Source organism: Streptomyces sp. NPDC086023, assembly GCF_044540325.1.
In the GTDB taxonomy this organism is placed as follows: Bacteria; Actinomycetota; Actinomycetes; order Streptomycetales; family Streptomycetaceae; genus Streptomyces.
The window spans coordinates 322,118-339,250 of record NZ_JBITRX010000006.1 but is presented as its reverse complement, the minus strand read 5'-3'; the positions used below and the strand labels follow the sequence as shown (position 1 = coordinate 339,250).

The window sequence follows — 17,133 nt, the reverse complement described above, 5'->3', positions numbered from 1 at the left end:
CGGGTCAGGGGTGTGCGGGCTCGGGGTGCGCGGGGTGCGCGACCGGGGAGCCGGTCGCCGCGGCCGGGTCGAGGAGTGGGGCCAGGGCGCGGGCCCGGGCCAGGTCGTGCGGGTCGTCGATCTCCAGGACGCGGGCCGGGTCGGTGCGCACGGGCACGATGTGGCCGAAGAACCGGTGCCCGGAGGCCCGGAAGCCGGGTACGGACATCGCGTACGCGGCGCCGGTCTCCAGCAGGTCCTCGGGGCGGTCCTGGCGGCGGGGCCGGTGGGACTCGTCGTGGTTCACGCCGTATCCGGCGCGGCCGGCCGGGACGGCGGACTCGCGCCAGAGGAAGCCGTGGAAGGGGGCCACGGCCAGCGCGCTGTCGGCGCCCCCGGCGGCCACCGCGGCGGCCACCGCGTCGACGTCGGCGGCGGTCAGGAAGGGGCTGGTCGCCTGGACGAGCAGGACCACGTCCACGGTCCGGCCGTGCAGCGCCTCGTACACGTCGAGGGCGTGCAGCACGGCGGACTCGCTGGTCGCGGTGTCGCCCGCGATGTCCGCCGGGCGCGGTACGGCCTCGGCGCCGGCCTCGCGGGCGGCGGCCGCGATGGCCGGGTCGTCCGTGGAGACCACGACGGCGCTGACGTGCCCGGCGGACCGGCAGGCCTGCACCGCGCGGGAGACCAGGGGCAGGCCGCCCACGGGGGCGAGGTTCTTGCCGGGCACGCCCTTGGAACCGCCCCGGGCGGGGATCACGGCCAGGACGTGCGGACGGGGTGCGCGGTCGGCGGGGTTCACAGTTCTCCCAGGCGTCGGATGACGGGCGCCACGCGCTGCACCCCGTGCCGGTACGCGCCGCGGGCCGCGTCGCGCAGCCAGCCGCGCACGGCGCGGCGTACGCGGGAGTCCGCGGCGGCGGGACGGGCGGTGCCGGGCAGCGGGGTGCCGTCGGTGCCGAGGTGGTGGCGGGCGAGGATGCCGGGCAGGTACCCGGGTGCGGTGGCGAGGGTGTAGTACGGGGCGGGCGCGGGAAGCTCCGGCCGGGCGGCCAGCTCGGCGAGCCGCTCCCGCGCGGTGTCGAAGGCGCGCTCGTACAGGCCCTCGGCGACGACGCCCTGCCCGGCCAGCCACGCGGGGTCGGCCACCGGGCGCAGGCCCGCGTCGAGCTGGTCCCAGGAGGCGAGGCAGCCGGAACCGAGGAAGTGGTGGTTGCCGAGGGCCTCGCGGATGCCGAGGTCGGTGAGGACCGCGGTGGGGACGCCCCGGTGGAGGGCTTCGAGCGCGGCCGTCGAGCTGACGGTGACCAGCAGGTCGGTGCGGTCCAGGACCTCGCCCATGTTCCCGTACACCAGCCGGCAGTTGGCGGGCAGACCGCCGGGGAGCTTCTCGGCGAGGCGCTGGTAGGGCAGCTCTTCGAGGTGCGTGGTGTGCTCGCCGGGCTTGCTCCGCAGCTTGACCAGCACCTCGCGGTCCGGATGGCGGCGGGCGTGCTCGGCGGCGCGGCGCAGCAGGTACGTGCGGTCGGCGCGGCTCTCCGGCACGGAGGGCTGCGCGGCGAAGACCACGGTGTGGGCACGGCTGGTGCGCTGCTCGTACGGGCTGCCGCCGAGGAAGGGCAGCGCGGTCTCCGTGACGGCCGAGGCGTCGGCGCCGACCCCGTCGTACACGGCGCGGAAACGTCGAGCATCGTGGTGGGAGTTGGCGAGGACGAGGTCGGCGCCGTGGCGCAGCAGCAGGCCGTCGGCGAGCTTCTCGTACACGACGCCCACGTAGCCGGTGACGAGTACGGGCCGCTTCGCGGGGGTGGGCCAGAGGGCGCGGGCGCCGTGCAGCACCGCCTGGACGGCGCCGCCCACGAGGGCGAGGACCACGACGTCGTATCCGCCGTCCTCGATCTCCGCGAGGAACTCGGCGCAGGTCACCTCGGTCAGCCGGTCGGCCCGGACACCCACTTCGCCGAGCTGGCGCGCGGTGGGGGTGGCCCGGCCGCGCAGCAGGAATCCGGTGAGGTGGAGGTCGGGGGCGAGGCGTTGCGCGGTGAGTGCGCCCCATTTCCATCGCGTGTCGGAATCGGCGAGTACGGCAACCCGCGTCTTTCCGGTGGCAGTTACGCCGCTGGTACTTTCTGGCACGGTGCGAAGCTATGCGGGAATTCCGGTGATCGGCCCAACGAGCGCTCAACAGAGGGTTAACAGCCCGTCGACGAGATGCGAATAGGGCCGTGAATTGCCGGGCGGGCGGGCAGGTTAACCGTTCTGCCATTCTTCGTTCACGCGCCGTCCGCGCACGGTCCATGGTGAATGCCGCGCCAAGTCCTAGTGTCACGTGGGTGGTCAAGCTCTCCGTCGTCGTGCCGTTCTACAACGTGCAGACATACGCACCAGACGCCATCAGAAGCCTGCGCGCGAACGCGCGGGAGGACTTCGAGTTCGTCCTCGTCGACGACCGCTCCACGGACGGGACGCCCGAGCTGCTGGAACGGGCGGCGCGCGAGCTGCCCGGGGCGGTGTACGTCAGACACGAGGTGAACGGCGGCCTGGCGACCGCCCGGAACACCGGCATCGACGCCGCCCGCGGCGAGTACCTCACCTTCATGGACGGCGACGACTGGCTGGCGCCGGGCCACCTGGCCCGCGTACTGGCCGCGATCGAGGCTCTGAGCTGTGACTTCGTCCGCATCGACCATGTCCGGTGCACGGGTACGGCACGGCTGGTGCAGCGCATCCCGCACGGGCCGCAGGGCGAGGTGACCTCCCCGCGGGCGGCGATCCTGCCCGCCGACCGGTCGACCTCGGTGGACTACCCGTACGCCTGGGCCGGGATGTACCACCGGCGGCTGGTGGACCGGGGACTGCTGCACTTCACGGACGGGCTGCGCACCGCGGAGGACCGGCCGTGGATCTGGCGGCTGCACCGGGAGGCGGAGTCCTTCGCGGCGGTCGGCCTGCCGGGGATCTTCTACCGGCGGGGGGTCGCGACCTCGCTGACGCAGATCGGCGACGTACGCCAGCTCGATTTCATCCGGGCATTCGACCAGGTGTTGACGGAAACCGCCGAGGACCCCGATGCCGCCCTTCTGCTGCCGAAGGCAGTTCGAACGTATTGCGCCATCATTTCCCACCACGTGGGTTCCATCGAAAGGTTCGAACCGGCCGTGGCCAGAAAACTCCGCAGCATGAGCGCGGCCGCCCTGAAACGAATGCCGCAGGACGTTCTCGACGAGGCGCTGGATTCGATGGACGTGCCCCGTGCCGTGCTGCTGCGCCGGCTGCGCCGCCGCCCCCTGGCGGGGGTGGCCGCCTGATGGCCGCGCGCACCACCCAGGTCTTCCTCGCCTCGACCCTGTACGGCGTCGCCACGCTCGCCGCGGCCCTGGACGCGGGCCGCTTCCGGACCGCCGAGCGCCGGGTGCTGCTGGTCAGCAACAACGCGGCCGTGCCCGAGACCACGCCGGGGCCGGCCGCGATGCCGGGCTTCGAGCGGCTGCGGACGCGCTTCGACGACGTACTCGACTGGAACGCGACGATCGAGCCCTTCCACCCGTCCGGCTGGCTGCCCCGGCCCGAGGACGCCCCGCTGTGGGAGCGGCAGCTGCGCCGGCTCTGGGGCCTCGGCGAGGACCGGGTCGAGCTGGTCGTCGAGTCCATCCAGGTCGCCCCGGCGCAGGCGGTGGTCCAGCTCTTTCCCGGCGCCCCCGTCGAGGTGTACGCCGACGGGCTGATGAGCTACGGGCCCACCCGCAACAAGCTGGACCCGCAGATCGGCGGCCGGGTGCGCCGGCTGCTCCACCTCGATCTGGTGCCGGGCCTCGAACCGCTGCTGCTCACCGAGTTCGGGGTGCCCGCGGAGCTGGTGCCGGCGGAGTCCTTCCTGAAGGTGCTGGCGGAACTCGCCGAGGGCGTTCAGGACTTCGGGGTGGGCCAGGCCCCGGCGCTGCTGCTCGGCCAGTACCTGTCCGCGATCGGGCTGCTCACTCCCGAGGAAGAGGAGGAGCTGCACGTCGGGCTGGTCCGCGGCGCGCACGCGCTGGGCCACGGCGAGCTGGTCTTCAAGCCCCACCCCAGCGCCCCGGCCCGCTGGTCGCGCCGGGTCGAGGAGGAGGCCGAGCGCCTGGGCGCCCGGCTGACGGTGGTCGATACCCCGGTGCTGGCCGAGGTGCTGTACCAGCGGCTGCGCCCGGCGCTGGTGGCCGGCTGCTTCTCGACCGGGCTGCTGACCGCCTCGACCCTGTACGGGATCCCGGTCGCCAGGACCGGGACGGCACCGCTGCTGGACCGGGTCACCCCGTACCAGAACAGCAACCGGGTGCCGCTGACCATCGTGGACGCGCTGCTGCCGGAGCTGGCCGAGCCGGCCGCCGTGCACGGCTGGACCCCGCCGGGGCCGGCCGCGGTGGCCGAGCTGTCCTCACTGGTGACGGCCGTGGGGTACGCGATGCAGGCGCAGATCCTGACCGGCCGGCGGGCCGACGCGGAGCGGTACCTCGCCACGCGCCTGGACGACCGGACCTGGCGGTACTTCAAGCGCCGGCGGCTGACCGCGCTGGGGCTGCCGGGCGCGGTGCCCGCGCAGCTGGCGTTCATCCCGCGCAGCCCTGCCGTGCGGCGCGTGGTGCGCCGGGTGCGGCACCTGCGACGGGCGGCGCTGGGGTGACGGCCCCGGCTCGGGCGACGGCCGCCGCCGCGCCCGCGGCGATACCGGACCGGCGGCCCGCACCCGCGGCGGCGACGACGCGGGTCGGCCGGCTGCGGGCCCTGGACGGGCTGCGGCTGCTGGCCGCCCTGATGGTGGCCGGGTACCACTACGCCGGCCGGGGCGGCGAGGTCGCCGGGTCCTGGGGCGCCTCGCCGCGGGAGCTGTTCCCGACGGCCTCGCCCTGGCTGGCGTACGGCTGCCTCGGCGTCCAGGTCTTCTTCGTGATCAGCGGCTTCGTGATCTGCATGAGCGCCTGGCAGCGGCCGCTGCGGTCGTTCCTGGCCTCCCGGGTGGCCCGGCTCTACCCCGCCTACTGGGCGGCGGTCGTGCTGGTGACGGCCGTCTTCGCGCTGCCCTGGCTGCCGTACGAGCGGCTGGGGCTCAGCGACGTGCTGGTGAACCTGACGATGCTCCAGCAGCCGGTGGGCGCGGAGCGCGTGCTGGGCGTGTGCTGGACGCTCTGGGCGGAGCTGCGCTTCTACGCGCTCTTCGCGCTGTGCGTGGTGCTGCCGGGTGGAGGGCGCCGCCGGACGCTGCTGTTCTGCGGGGTGTGGACGCTGGCCGCGGCCCTGGCGGACGCCGCCGACCAGCCGTTCCTGACGCAGACGCTGATGCCGGAGTACGCGCCGTTCTTCGTCGGCGGCATCGGGCTGTACCTGGTGCACCGCGACCGGCGGGACGTCCTGGCCTGGGGAGTGGCGGCGAGCGGCTGGCTGATCGGCCAGCACTACGCGGTGGCGGGCCTGTGGCACGCGCCGGACCCGCGGTTCTTCTCGTACCGCAGCGCGGCGGTGATCGTCGCGGTGGTGACGGCCGGCTTCGTGGCGGTGGCCCTGATCGCGCTGGGCCGCCTCGGCTGGGCGGACTGGCGGTGGCTGACCGTCGCCGGGGCCCTGACGTACCCCTTCTACTTGGTCCACGAGCACCTGGGCTGGGTGGCCATCCGCGTCCTGCGCCGCCACCTGGACCTCCCGCCGGCCCTGGTCCTCTGGACCACCGTCACCGGCATGCTGGCCCTGGCCTGGCTCCTCCACCGCTGGGTGGAACGCCCGCTGACCCCGCGCCTGCGCAAGGCGCTGGGCTAGTTCAGCGCTCTTGCTCGCCGTCGAGGAGACGGTCGACCGGCAGTTCGACCGTCATGCCGAGCGTCTCGGGGAGCGGAACGCTCATGCCCCGCTTGAAGATCTCCCGGGACGCGTACACGCCGCTGCGCGGCTGCGTGTACAGCAAGACCTCCTGGTGCCGGCGATCGGCGATCAGGTACACGGGAACGCCCGCTTGGGCATAGCAGTCGACCTTCGTACCGAGATCGTCGGCCCAGTTCGACGAGGTGACCTCGATGACCAGGCGGAAGACGTGCGGCGCGTAGCAGTTCTTCCGCACCTTCGCGTCGCGGATGTCCTCCTCGACCAGGGCGAGATCCGGGACTGCGTAGTCCTCAGGACCTGAGGGGAGCCACAATCCCACGCCCTGGACAGCGCGAAGCCCGGCCTCCTCGTCGCCTGCCACGAAGAAGGCACGCATCACCCATGTCAGCGAGAGGGCGTGCTCCACGTCGGCGGGTGGTGTCACAGTGAGCCTCCCCTGGAGGATCTCGACCCGATGCCCCGGCAGCGCGCTGGAGAGCTGATCGGCAGCCTCGCCGATCGTCATCTCGTGCTGGATCACGGCCATGGCGTCCTCCTTCTGGGGGCTCATCCTTCACGAGCGTATCCGCGCCCGTCGGGGTTCCGCCCCTGTTCACCCGTACGGGTTATGCCGCTGGCACATGCCCCCGCAGGGAGGCGTCAGCCCGTGGCCAGCTTGGCCGCGAAGCCCAGGAACAGGACGCCCACGGCGGAGGTGGCGCCGGCGGAGAGTCGCTTGCGGCGGCGGAAGGCGGCGGCCAGGCGGGTGCCGCCGAATATCAGCACCGAGAGGTACAGGACGCTGGCCGCCTGCGTCAGCACGCCGAGCAGCAGGAAGGACAGCGCGGGGTAGGCGTAGTCCGGGTCCACGAACTGCACGAAGAAGGACAGCAGGAAGAGGATGGCCTTGGGGTTGAGCAGGCTGATCAGCAGCGCGCGCCGGTACGGGCGCTCGGACTCGGCCGGCGGCTCGCCGGTCATGATCTCCTCCTGCCGGGCCTTCCGCTCCCGCCACATCGCCCAGGCTCCGCGCATCATGCCGACGGCCAGCCACGCGAGGTAACCCGCGCCCAGGTACTTCACGACGCCGAACAGCACCGGGTTGGCCTGGAGCAGCGAGGCCGCCCCGGCCGCGGCCAGCACCATCAGCACGGTGTCGCCGGTCCACACGCCGGCGGCCGCCTTGAAGCCCGTCCGCACGCCGCGGCGGGCGGCCACGGACAGCACGTACAGCGAGTTGGGCCCCGGCAGCAGAATGATCAGCACCAGGCCGGCGAGATAGGTCGGAAGATCGGTCACACCCAGCATTCCGCGAGTGTCGCACGCGGGTACGACACCCCCGGAGACATTTCCATCACGTGAGACGCACCTGTACAGCGGCAGGCCGGAGCCGTGCCCCGGAGCGTCGGCACCGCCCCGCGCCGCGGCTCAGAACGCGTCCGCCGGCACGTACGTGCCCCACACCTCCCGCAGCGCCCCGCACACCTCCCCGACCGTGGCCCGGGCCCGCAGCGCCTCCCGCATCGGGTAGAGCACGTTGTCCGTGCCGGCCGCCGTCCGCCGCAGCTCCGCCAGCGCCGCCGCGACCGCAGCGCCGTCCCGCCCGGCGCGCAGCCGGGCCAGCCGCTCGGCCTGCCGGGCCTCGATGGCCGGGTCGACGCGCAGCGGCTCGTACGGCTCCTCCTCGTCCAGCGTGAAGCGGTTCACCCCGACCACCACCCGCTCGGCGCGGTCGGTCTCCTGTGCGATCCGGTACGCGCTGCGCTCGATCTCGCCCTTCTGGAAGCCGCGCTCGATGGCGGCCACCGCGCCGCCCATCTCCTCGACCCGCTCCATCAGGGCGAGGGCCGCGGCCTCCACGTCGTCGGTCATCCGCTCGACCACGTAGGACCCGGCGAAGGGGTCGACGGTCGCGGTCACGTCCGTCTCGTACGCCAGCACCTGCTGGGTGCGCAGCGCCAGCCGCGCCGCCTTGTCCGTCGGCAGGGCGATGGCCTCGTCGAAGGAGTTCGTGTGCAGGGACTGGGTGCCGCCGAGCACCGCCGCGAGTCCCTGGACCGCCACCCTGACCAGGTTCACCTCCGGCTGCTGGGCCGTCAGCTGGACGCCGGCCGTCTGGGTGTGGAAGCGCAGCATCTGCGACTTGGGGTCGCGCGCCCCGAACTCCTCGCGCATCAGCCGGGCCCAGATCCGCCGGGCCGCCCGGAACTTGGCCACCTCCTCCAGGAGGGTGGTCCTGGCCACGAAGAAGAAGGACAGGCGCGGGGCGAAGTCGTCGACGTCCATGCCGGCCGCGAGGGCGGTGCGTACGTACTCCACCCCGTCCGCCAGCGTGAAGGCGATCTCCTGCGCGGGCGTGGCCCCGGCCTCCGCCATGTGGTACCCGGAGATGGAGATGGTGTTCCACTTCGGCATCTCGGCCCGGCAGTACCGGAAGACGTCCGCGGTCAGCCGCAGGGACGGCTTGGGCGGGAAGATGTACGTCCCGCGCGCGATGTACTCCTTGAGCACGTCGTTCTGGACGGTGCCGGTCAGCCGGTCGGCGGGCACGCCCTGCTCCTCCGCCACCAGCTGGTAGAGCAGCAGGAGCACGGCGGCGGGCGCGTTGATGGTCATCGAGGTGGAGACCCGGTCGAGCGGGATGCCGTCGAAGAGCACCGCCATGTCCTCGACGGAGTCGACGGCCACGCCCACCTTGCCGACCTCGCCGTGCGCGATCGGCGCGTCGGAGTCGTGGCCCATCTGGGTGGGCAGGTCGAAGGCGACGGACAGTCCGTGCGTGCCCGCCTCGATCAGCCGGCGGTACCGCGCGTTGGACTCGGCGGCCGTGCCGAACCCCGCGTACTGGCGCATGGTCCAGGGCCGTCCGGTGTACATCGTCGGGTAGACCCCGCGGGTGAACGGGTAGGCGCCCGGCTCGCCGAGGCGTTCCGCCGGGTCCCAGTCCCGCAGCGCCTCCGGCCCGTACACCGGCTCGATGGGGATGCCCGACTCCGACTGCCGCGCCATTGTTATCGCTCCTCCGTAGAGCTCATGAGCCGCGTACTGGTACAACCTGTCCCGCTACGGCGCCGTTCGCAACCACGCGCGCCCGGGAAGCATCCCTACGTACAAACACGCAGAAATCGGGGGGCAACACATGCACCGCCAGAGAGTCATGGGAAGAGCGCTCGTCGCGGCGATGGCCGTCGCGGTCGCGGCCGGATGCGGGCCGCAGAAGGCGGAGGGCGCGGGCACGGCGAAGCCGAGCGCGGGCCGCAGCGAGACGGCCGCCCCGAGCACGAGCCCCTCCCAGGACGACAAGCCGGGGCCCTCCGCGTCCGCGACCCCGTCGGAGTCCGCGTCACCGTCGGCCTCCTCCTCCCCGGCGCCCAAGGCCCTGATGGCCGAGGGCACGGAGAACGAGCAGGTCCGCGAGCTCCAGGCGCGGCTGAAGCAGCTGGACTACTTCAAGCGCTCCCCCACCGGCTTCTACGGCTCCATCACCAGCACCGCGGTGCGCGGCTTCCAGGAGAAGCGCACGCTTCCGGCCACCGGCAGCGTCGACCAGGCCACCTGGGACAAGCTGGTCGCGATGACGCGCAAGCCGACCGAGCACGAGCTGCGGCCGCCGACCACCAACGAGCTGGACACGCCGGACCCGCGCTGCATGTCGGGCCGCGTCATGTGCATCAGCAAGGAGAGCCGGACCCTCGCCTGGATGATCGACGGCAAGGTCCAGATGGCCTTCGACGTGCGCTTCGGCTCCGAGAACACGCCCACCCGCGAGGGTCAGTTCAGCGTGGAGTGGAAGGCGCGGGAGTGGACGTCGACGCTGTACCACACGCCGATGCCGTACGCGATGTTCTTCAGCCGGGGCCAGGCCGTGCACTACTCGGCCGACTTCGCGGCCCGCGGCTACGCGGGCGCCTCGCACGGCTGTGTGAACGTGCGGGACAAGGCGAAGCTGTCGTCACTCTTCGACCAGGTGAAGGTCGGCGACAAGGTGGTCGTCTACTGGTGACGGAGAAGGTCTGAATTAGTGGCGCGGACGGGGCCGGGGGAACGTGCCCCGCCCGCGCCGGGTGCGCGGAGCCCAGGGGTACGGGGGGAACCCCGGCTCACGCGCCGCCGATGACCAGTCGGCTCGTTATGTACTGCGCCGGGGACTCGAAAAGTGTTACAGCCCCTCGTCACCGGCTCGCGAAAGCCGGCGCGGAGGATGCCGTGGCGCTCGGTTCCGGGGTCGGCTGCCCGGTGTTCTCCGCCGTGGCGCCCGCGGCCCCGGCGCCTTCGCGCACGGTGGTCCTGCTGAGCTTCGTGGAGAAGCCGAGGGTGGTGGAGCCGCCCTTGCCGCCGCCGGTCTCGCCCGTGCCGCCGCCCGAGCCGCCGCCGGTCTCGCCGGTGCCGCCGCCGGTCTCGCCGCCGGGGCGCTCGCGGTCGCCCTCGCCGTCACGGTCGCCCGTGCCGCCGGTGCCGAGCAGCTTCGCGCAGTAGCTCTCCAGCCGGGTGCCGCGGGCGGCCTTCTCCAGGTCGAGCCGGCCGGCGCGGTCGAGCCGCCCCGCCTGCAGGTCCTTGCAGCTGGCGCGGAGCCTGGTGGTGGACTCCTGGGTGGAGCCCGCGCTCGTACCGCCGGCGTCCTTGGCCTTGGGGTCCTGGGGGCTCGGGGTGCCGGCCGTCGCACCGGGTCCCGTGGTGGCGCCGCCGGCGGACGGGGTGCCCGAGGGGTCCGCGCCGGGGGTGTCGGGGAGCAGGCGCGGGGTGACCGGTTCGCCCGTACCGCCGATGGTGTCCGCGGTGGGTCCGGTCGGCTCCGGAGAGGGCTCCAGGGAGACGGAGACCGAGGGGGCGGGGCCGGCGATCACGGGCATGTCGGGCAGCAGACCGGTGGTCGCGGCCGCGGCGACGCCGCCGATCGTCAGTCCGGCGACGGCGGCGGCCAGTCCGAAGCGCAGCGAGCGGCGCGCGGAGCGGGTCCGGGGGCGCCGGTCGCCGGCGGGGCGGCCGGTCAGCGGGGCCAGTTCGGCCGTCTCCACCGGGGCCGGGACCAGGCGTACGGCCGGGCTTCCGGCCGCGTCCTGGGCGCGCGCGGCCCGGAAGGCGGCCACGGCGGCGGCCTCCCCCGGCAGTTCGACGCCGGGGCGGGCGGGCGGTACGAGCGAGGCGAGGGCTTCGGCCAGGCGGACGGCTTCGGCTCGGCCGTGCGCGTCGCCCGCGGGCAGGACGGGTTCGCCGCGCAGCAGCTGTTCCGCCGCGGCCCCGTCGAGCCAGTCGTAGCGATCGTCGGCCATCACATGTCCTTCTGCGTCCGCCAACGGGAATGCGTCACACCGGTCCGCCCCCCGTCGCCGCGGCCGGGGCCGCGCTGCGCCGGTACGGCATCCAGATCCCCGGCATTATCGCCGAACTCGGTGCCCATCAGTTCGGCGAGCTTCTTCAGCCCGCGGTGGGCGGCGGTGCGCACGGCTCCGGGGCGCTTCCCGAGGGTCTCGGCGGCGCTCTTCGCGTCGAGTCCGACCACCACGCGGAGGACGACGGCCTCGGCCTGGTCCTGGGGCAGCCGGGCTATCAGGGCCATGGTGTTGCCGGTGGCGAGCGCCTCCATGGCCTCGCCCGCGGTGTCGCAGTCGGCGGCCCGGCCGGTCAGCTCGGTCTCGTCGCCGCCCACCGCGGGGCGTCTGCCGCGCATGCGTATGTGGTCGAGGGCCCGGTTGCGCGCGATGCGCGCGGCCCAGCCCCGGAACCGGTCGGCGTCGCCGCTGAAGGTGGCGAGGTCGCGGGCGATCTGGAGCCACGCCTCCGACGTGACGTCCTCGGCCTCCGCGTCGCCGACGAGTGTGCGTACGTACCCGAGCAGGCGCGGGTGCACCGTGCGGTACACAGTCCGGAACGCGCTCTCGTCGCCGTCCTGTGCCGCGAGCACCGCGGCGGTCAGCTCCGCGTCGTCCCCCAGCAAGTCCCCAACCCGTTCACTGTCCCAGTACGTCCTGCGCAAATCAGCACGTTACGGCTTTCAAGTACCTCTCGTCCACGACTTGTACAACCAGCAACCATGTGTGCGCGAAGCGAGGTGTGACACAAAACGCAGTCCGGACGCTGACAGGTATACGGGCTTGTCGCACGAGCCCGTAACGGACGGCGGCCGGGGCCTCTCCTGTGGGGGGTGGCGGCCTCGGTCGCCTTCCGGACCCTCTCACGTCCCGGCGGGACCACCGTACGGACCCGGCCATGATCACGGCCACCCGGGCAGCAGGTTCCCCCGCTCCGGCGGACCTCCGGACTCTTCCGAGTGAAATCCCCGGATCGGACGCATGACCTCCTCGGGCCCTCGATAGCGTTGCGGCACACCCCCGTCTCGCCCCGAGGAGCCCCCCGCTGTCCAGTCCGATTCCGGCACAGGTCCGCGGCGCCCCGGGGCTCGCCTGGTTCAACACCGCCTCCGCCGAGGCCGCCGAGGCCGCGCTGCTGGAGTGCTGCGGCAGCCGCCGCTGGGCGCACCGGGTGGCGGCGCACCGGCCCTACCCGGACCTGGAGGCGCTGCTGGCCGCCGCCGACGAGGCCGGGTACGACCTCTCGCCGGCGGATCTCGCGGAGGCCCTGGCCGACGAGGCCTCGGCCGACCTGCACCACGGCGCCCCGCCCGCGGCGCACCTGGCGCTGCGGGCGGCGCACGCGGCGTACGAGGCGACCTTCGGGTACGCCTTCGTCATCTGCCTGGACGGGATCCCCGCGGCGGAACACCCGGCCCAGGTGCTGGCCGGGATCAGGGCGCGGCTCGGCCACGAGAAGGACGAGGAGCGGTCGGTCGCGGCGGACGAACTGCGGCGGCTGGCGCGCGGCCGGCTGAGGGCGACGCTCGGCGCGGACCTGACCTTCTGCGGACCTGACACACCGGCACGCTGACCTGACGGACTCACGTGGCGGATTCGAGGGTGGCTTGCCCTGGAAGTGCCCGTTATGCACTGGTCGGATGGTCCGTCCGGGGCGCTTTGGCTGCCGGTTTGATCACACCGTCGGACCCCGGGCGAGGGAACCGACAACTCGTCGCTACGATGTCGGGGGCCGGTGGACCGTACCCGGCCGGGCCCGACCGACAACGAAGCCGGCGGCCCTCGCCTCGCTTCCGGAGGGTTTTCCGTGCCGGCTGGAACGTTGTACCGCGGCCGGGAAGGCATGTGGTCGTGGGTGGCTCACCGAGTCACCGGCGTCCTCATCTTCTTCTTCCTGTTCGTACACGTCCTCGACACCGCTCTCGTCCGCGTCTCCCCCGAGGCGTACGACGATGTCGTGGCTACCTACAAGACCCCGATTGTCGCGCTGCTGGAGTACGGCCTCGTGGCCGCCATCCTCTTCCACGCGCTCAACGGACTCCGTGTCATCGCCGTGGACTTCTGGTCCAAGGGCCCCCGCTACCAGAAGCAGATGCTCTGGACCGTCGTGGGCGTCTGGGTCGTGCTGATGGCCGGGGCTCTGTACCCCGTGCTTGGTCACGCAGCTGCCGAACTGTTCGGGAAGTGACACTGATGTCTGCTGACACCTCTTCTTCCGCGCTCGGTGACGTCGAGGCCGTGGGCCTGTACGACGCCGAGAACCCGGCCCCGTACATCGAGGCCCCGCGCAAGCGCACGTCCAAGACGCCCCGCGCGACCCGCGGCAACTTCGAGATGGCCGCGTGGCTCTTCATGCGCCTCTCGGGCATCGTCCTGGTCGTCCTGGTCATCGGCCACCTGCTGATCCAGCTGGTGCTCGACGGCGGCGTCTCGAAGATCGGCTTCGCGTTCGTCGCGGGCCGCTGGGCCTCGCCGTTCTGGCAGGTCTGGGACCTGCTGATGCTGTGGCTGGCGATGCTGCACGGCGCGAACGGCCTGCGTACCGTCATCAACGACTACGCGGAGCGCGCCAACACGCGGCTGTGGCTGAAGGGCCTGCTCTACACCGCCACGGTGTTCACCATCCTTCTGGGCACGCTGGTGATCTTCACCTTCGACCCGAACATCCGCTAGGCAACGGGGCTGAGGCGAAAAATCTCATGAAGATCCACAAGTACGACACCGTCATCGTCGGCGCCGGCGGCGCCGGCATGCGCGCCGCCATCGAGGCCACCAAGCGCAGCCGCACCGCCGTGCTGACGAAGCTCTACCCCACCCGCTCCCACACGGGCGCCGCGCAGGGCGGCATGGCCGCCGCGCTGGCGAACGTGGAGGAGGACAACTGGGAGTGGCACACCTTCGACACGGTGAAGGGCGGTGACTACCTGGTCGACCAGGACGCCGCCGAGATCCTGGCGAAGGAGGCCATCGACGCGGTCCTCGACCTGGAGAAGATGGGCCTGCCGTTCAACCGCACCCCGGACGGCATGATCGACCAGCGCCGCTTCGGCGGTCACTCCCGCGCCCACGGCGAGGCGCCGGTCCGCCGGTCCTGCTACGCCGCGGACCGCACCGGCCACATGATCCTCCAGACTCTGTACCAGAACTGCGTCAAGGAGGGCGTGGAGTTCTTCAACGAGTTCTACGTCCTGGACCAGCTGATCACCGAGGTCGACGGCGTCAAGCACTCGGCCGGCGTGGTCGCGTACGAGCTGGCCACCGGCGAGATCCACGTCTTCCAGGCGAAGGCCGTCATCTACGCCTCCGGCGGCAACGGCAAGTTCTTCAAGGTGACCTCCAACGCGCACACCCTCACCGGTGACGGCCAGGCGGCCTGCTACCGGCGCGGCCTGCCGCTGGAGGACATGGAGTTCTTCCAGTTCCACCCGACGGGCATCTGGCGCATGGGCATCCTGCTGACGGAGGGCGCCCGCGGTGAGGGCGGCATCCTCCGCAACAAGGACGGCGAGCGCTTCATGGAGAAGTACGCGCCGGTCATGAAGGACCTCGCGTCCCGTGACGTCGTCTCGCGCTCCATCTACACGGAGATCCGCGAGGGCCGCGGCTGCGGTCCCGAGGGCGACCACGTCTACCTGGACCTGACGCACCTCCCGCCGGAGCAGCTGGACGCCAAGCTCCCGGACATCACCGAGTTCGCGCGTACGTACCTCGGCATCGAGCCGTACACGGACCCGATCCCGATCCAGCCCACCGCGCACTACGCCATGGGCGGCCTGCCGACCAACGTCCAGGGTGAGGTCCTCTCGGACAACACCACGGTCGTCCCGGGCCTGTACGCCGCCGGCGAGGTGGCCTGCGTGTCGGTGCACGGCGCCAACCGCCTGGGCACCAACTCGCTGCTGGACATCAACGTGTTCGGCAAGCGCTCCGGCATCGCCGCCGCGAAGTACGCCGCCGAGAACGACTACGTGGAGCTGCCGGAGAACCCGGCCCAGCTCGTGGTCGACCTCGTCGAGCGGCTGCGCTCCTCCACGGGCCACGAGCGGGTCGCCGACCTGCGCAACGAGCTCCAGGAGACGATGGACGCGAACGTGTCCGTGTTCCGCACCGAGCAGACCATCAAGACCGCGGTCGAGAAGGTCGCCGAGCTGCGCGAGCGGTACAAGAACGTCTCGATCCAGGACAAGGGCAAGCGGTTCAACACGGACCTGCTGGAGGCCATCGAGCTGGGCAACCTGCTCGACCTGGCCGAGGTCATGGCCGTGTCCGCCCTGGCCCGCAAGGAGTCCCGCGGTGGCCACTACCGCGAGGACTACCCGAACCGCGACGACGTCAACTTCATGCGCCACACCATGGCGTACCGCGAGGTCGGCGACGACGGCACGGACTCGGTCCGCCTCGACTACAAGCCGGTCGTCACCACCCGCTACCAGCCGATGGAGCGTAAGTACTGATGGCTACCCCGACCCTGGACAAGGTTGAGGCGGAGTCCGCCGCCTCCCCGTACATCACGGTCACCTTCCGGATCCGCCGCTACAACCCCGAGGTCTCGGCCGAGGCGGAGTGGCAGGACTTCCAGATCGAGATCGACCCGAAGGAGCGGGTGCTCGACGGCCTCCACAAGATCAAGTGGGAGCTCGACGGCACGCTGACCTTCCGCCGCTCGTGCGCGCACGGCATCTGCGGCTCCGACGCGATGCGGATCAACGGCAAGAACAGGCTCGCCTGCAAGACGCTGATCAAGGACATCAACCCGGAGAAGCCGATCACGGTCGAGGCCATCAAGGGCCTGACGGTGATGAAGGACCTCGTGGTCGACATGGAGCCCTTCTTCCAGGCCTACCGCGACGTCATGCCGTTCCTGGTCACCAAGGGCAACGAGCCGACGCGCGAGCGCCTGCAGTCCGCCGAGGACCGCGAGCGCTTCGACGACACCACCAAGTGCATCCTGTGCGCCGCGTGCACGTCCTCGTGCCCGGTGTTCTGGAACGACGGCCAGTACTTCGGCCCGGCGGCGATCGTCAACGCGCACCGCTTCATCTTCGACTCGCGTGACGAGGCGGGTGAGCAGCGCCTGGAGATCCTGAACGACAAGGACGGCGTGTGGCGCTGCCGCACGACCTTCAACTGCACCGACGCGTGCCCGCGCGGCATCGAGATCACCAAGGCGATCCAGGAAGTCAAGCGCGCGCTGATCACGCGCCGCTTCTGACCTTCCCGGTCCCGCTCGTACGAGGGCCCCGCACCCGGCTTCAGGCCGGGTGCGGGGCCCTCGCCCGTTCGGGTGAGGGCACCGCATCCGGCCTCTGGCCCCTCCCCGTCCTACGATGATGCTCTCGACAGCAGCCCACGGGAGGCACGTGATGTCCGCAGCACCCGCTGAGCAGCCCTACGGCGACCGGTCCCTGCTCCATGAGGCGAACCGAATCATGGAGCGGCTTCCCGGCTACCGCGTCGAGATCATCGGAGGGGTCATCGTCGTGAGCCCACCAGCGGACGGCGCCCACGCCAGGGGTCTGACCAAGCTCATGCGCCCCTTCCTGAACGAGGGCCTGGACGACGGCGAGTCCGAGGTGGTCCAGGCCATCGGCCTCTGGCTGCCCGCCGGGCCGTCGGACTACGCCATCCCCGACCTGTGCATCGTCGATGCGGACTTCGACGAGCACCTCATCGAGAACAACTGCTACGACCCCGCGGTCTTCCGGCTCGTCCTCGAAGTGACGTCGAGCAACTACGAGAACGACCTGCGCGGCAAGGTCCGCGCCTACGGCAACGCCAAGGTCCCCGTCTACGTGATCGTCGACCGCAGGCACAACCGCCTGCACGTGCTGACCGATCCGGTCGCCGACGGGTACGGCACCCACCGCGTCCACGCCCCCGGCGAGCTGGTCACCCTGCCGGAGTCGATCGGCGCCAAGGTCACCCTCGACGTCGGGGAGATCCTGCGGGCCGCGACCCCGCGCGCCACGTAGCGGCCCCTGACCCAACGCGAAGGCCCCGCCCCCGGTCCACCGGGGGC

The 17,133-nt window shown here is 72.1% G+C and carries 16 protein-coding genes and 1 pseudogene; 10 read left to right on the top strand and 7 right to left on the bottom strand.

The window, feature by feature from the left end:
• Positions 1-46: 46 nt before the first annotated feature.
• Together ACIF6F_RS15285 and ACIF6F_RS15280 are read right to left on the bottom strand one after the other, a co-directional pair.
• Positions 47-781, bottom strand: a pseudogene (locus ACIF6F_RS15285) (cytidylyltransferase domain-containing protein); the annotation flags it as partial.
• A complete protein-coding gene (locus ACIF6F_RS15280; protein ID WP_399946354.1) occupies positions 778-2,115 on the bottom strand; it encodes a DUF6716 putative glycosyltransferase in 1,338 nt (445 codons plus the stop codon). The pseudogene ACIF6F_RS15285 and the gene ACIF6F_RS15280, both read right to left, overlap by 4 nt.
• A gap of 197 nt (positions 2,116-2,312) precedes the next feature.
• On the opposite strand from ACIF6F_RS15280, the gene ACIF6F_RS15275 reads away from it, so the two are divergent.
• From ACIF6F_RS15275 to ACIF6F_RS15265, 3 genes are read left to right on the top strand one after another with little or no spacing between them, the layout of a single operon-like run.
• Entirely contained in the window at positions 2,313-3,287 is a 975-nt protein-coding gene (locus tag ACIF6F_RS15275) for a glycosyltransferase family 2 protein (protein WP_399946353.1), read from the top strand.
• On the top strand, positions 3,287-4,636 hold the full coding sequence (locus ACIF6F_RS15270) for a polysialyltransferase family glycosyltransferase (RefSeq protein WP_399946350.1): 1,350 nt from the start codon (positions 3,287-3,289) through the stop codon (positions 4,634-4,636). Before ACIF6F_RS15275 ends, ACIF6F_RS15270 begins: the two co-directional genes overlap by 1 nt.
• Complete coding sequence (locus tag ACIF6F_RS15265; RefSeq protein ID WP_399946348.1) at positions 4,633-5,763, top strand: acyltransferase family protein; 1,131 nt, start codon at positions 4,633-4,635, stop codon at positions 5,761-5,763. The genes ACIF6F_RS15270 and ACIF6F_RS15265 overlap by 4 nt, the downstream gene beginning before the upstream one ends.
• 1 nt (position 5,764) lies before the next feature.
• Here the strand turns inward: ACIF6F_RS15265 and ACIF6F_RS15260 are convergent, their stop codons facing one another.
• From ACIF6F_RS15260 to ACIF6F_RS15250, 3 genes are all read right to left on the bottom strand, one after another.
• Entirely contained in the window at positions 5,765-6,352 is a 588-nt protein-coding gene (locus ACIF6F_RS15260; RefSeq protein ID WP_399946346.1) for a Uma2 family endonuclease, read from the bottom strand.
• A 113-nt stretch (positions 6,353-6,465) separates the two neighbouring features.
• The gene (gene leuE / locus ACIF6F_RS15255; RefSeq protein ID WP_399946345.1) at positions 6,466-7,113 is read right to left on the bottom strand and encodes a leucine efflux protein LeuE; all 648 of its coding nucleotides are present in this window, start codon (positions 7,111-7,113) and stop codon (positions 6,466-6,468) included.
• 120 nt (positions 7,114-7,233) lie between these two features.
• Positions 7,234-8,814 (bottom strand): methylmalonyl-CoA mutase, encoded by a 1,581-nt coding sequence (locus ACIF6F_RS15250; protein ID WP_399946343.1) that lies wholly within the window; start codon positions 8,812-8,814, stop codon positions 7,234-7,236.
• 130 nt (positions 8,815-8,944) lie between these two features.
• On the opposite strand from ACIF6F_RS15250, the gene ACIF6F_RS15245 reads away from it, so the two are divergent.
• On the top strand, positions 8,945-9,808 hold the full coding sequence (locus ACIF6F_RS15245; RefSeq protein WP_399946340.1) for a peptidoglycan-binding protein: 864 nt from the start codon (positions 8,945-8,947) through the stop codon (positions 9,806-9,808).
• A gap of 169 nt (positions 9,809-9,977) precedes the next feature.
• On the opposite strand, the gene ACIF6F_RS15240 is transcribed toward ACIF6F_RS15245, so the two are convergent.
• On the bottom strand, positions 9,978-11,075 hold the full coding sequence (locus ACIF6F_RS15240; protein ID WP_399946338.1) for a hypothetical protein: 1,098 nt from the start codon (positions 11,073-11,075) through the stop codon (positions 9,978-9,980).
• On the bottom strand, positions 11,075-11,740 hold the full coding sequence (locus ACIF6F_RS15235) for an RNA polymerase sigma factor (protein ID WP_399946336.1): 666 nt from the start codon (positions 11,738-11,740) through the stop codon (positions 11,075-11,077). Before ACIF6F_RS15235 ends, ACIF6F_RS15240 begins: the two co-directional genes overlap by 1 nt.
• Before the next feature lie 419 nt (positions 11,741-12,159).
• Between ACIF6F_RS15235 and ACIF6F_RS15230 the strand changes: the two genes are divergently transcribed.
• The 6 genes from ACIF6F_RS15230 (at position 12,160) to ACIF6F_RS15205 (ending at position 17,086) form a co-directional block, all read left to right on the top strand.
• Positions 12,160-12,687, top strand: a complete 528-nt coding sequence (locus ACIF6F_RS15230; RefSeq protein ID WP_399946540.1) for a 2-oxo-4-hydroxy-4-carboxy-5-ureidoimidazoline decarboxylase — start codon at positions 12,160-12,162, stop codon at positions 12,685-12,687.
• A gap of 234 nt (positions 12,688-12,921) precedes the next feature.
• A complete protein-coding gene (gene sdhC, locus ACIF6F_RS15225) occupies positions 12,922-13,302 on the top strand; it encodes a succinate dehydrogenase, cytochrome b556 subunit (protein ID WP_226737533.1) in 381 nt (126 codons plus the stop codon).
• Between the two features lie 5 nt (positions 13,303-13,307).
• Entirely contained in the window at positions 13,308-13,787 is a 480-nt protein-coding gene (locus tag ACIF6F_RS15220) for a succinate dehydrogenase hydrophobic membrane anchor subunit (RefSeq protein WP_399946334.1), read from the top strand.
• Between the two features lie 26 nt (positions 13,788-13,813).
• Complete coding sequence (gene sdhA / locus ACIF6F_RS15215; RefSeq protein ID WP_399946331.1) at positions 13,814-15,568, top strand: succinate dehydrogenase flavoprotein subunit; 1,755 nt, start codon at positions 13,814-13,816, stop codon at positions 15,566-15,568.
• Positions 15,568-16,326 carry a succinate dehydrogenase iron-sulfur subunit gene (locus ACIF6F_RS15210; RefSeq protein ID WP_399946329.1) on the top strand — a complete coding sequence of 253 codons (759 nt, stop codon included), beginning with the start codon at positions 15,568-15,570 and terminating at the stop codon, positions 16,324-16,326. Before sdhA ends, ACIF6F_RS15210 begins: the two co-directional genes overlap by 1 nt.
• 151 nt (positions 16,327-16,477) lie before the next feature.
• A complete protein-coding gene (locus tag ACIF6F_RS15205) occupies positions 16,478-17,086 on the top strand; it encodes a Uma2 family endonuclease (protein WP_399946326.1) in 609 nt (202 codons plus the stop codon).
• The last annotated feature ends 47 nt before the right edge of the window (positions 17,087-17,133 follow it).

Bases quoted from the DNA above. Each gene is read 5' to 3' on its own strand.
- ACIF6F_RS15270 (WP_399946350.1), top strand. From the start codon at position 3,287: ATGGCCGCGCGCACCACCCAGGTCTTCCTCGCCTCGACCCTGTACGGC.
- ACIF6F_RS15260 (WP_399946346.1), bottom strand. From the start codon at position 6,352: ATGGCCGTGATCCAGCACGAGATGACGATCGGCGAGGCTGCCGATCAG.
- leuE (WP_399946345.1), bottom strand. From the start codon at position 7,113: ATGCTGGGTGTGACCGATCTTCCGACCTATCTCGCCGGCCTGGTGCTG.
- ACIF6F_RS15250 (WP_399946343.1), bottom strand. From the start codon at position 8,814: ATGGCGCGGCAGTCGGAGTCGGGCATCCCCATCGAGCCGGTGTACGGG.
- ACIF6F_RS15245 (WP_399946340.1), top strand. From the start codon at position 8,945: ATGCACCGCCAGAGAGTCATGGGAAGAGCGCTCGTCGCGGCGATGGCC.
- ACIF6F_RS15240 (WP_399946338.1), bottom strand. From the start codon at position 11,075: ATGGCCGACGATCGCTACGACTGGCTCGACGGGGCCGCGGCGGAACAG.
- ACIF6F_RS15220 (WP_399946334.1), top strand. From the start codon at position 13,308: ATGTCTGCTGACACCTCTTCTTCCGCGCTCGGTGACGTCGAGGCCGTG.
- sdhA (WP_399946331.1), top strand. From the start codon at position 13,814: ATGAAGATCCACAAGTACGACACCGTCATCGTCGGCGCCGGCGGCGCC.
- ACIF6F_RS15210 (WP_399946329.1), top strand. From the start codon at position 15,568: ATGGCTACCCCGACCCTGGACAAGGTTGAGGCGGAGTCCGCCGCCTCC.
- ACIF6F_RS15205 (WP_399946326.1), top strand. From the start codon at position 16,478: ATGTCCGCAGCACCCGCTGAGCAGCCCTACGGCGACCGGTCCCTGCTC.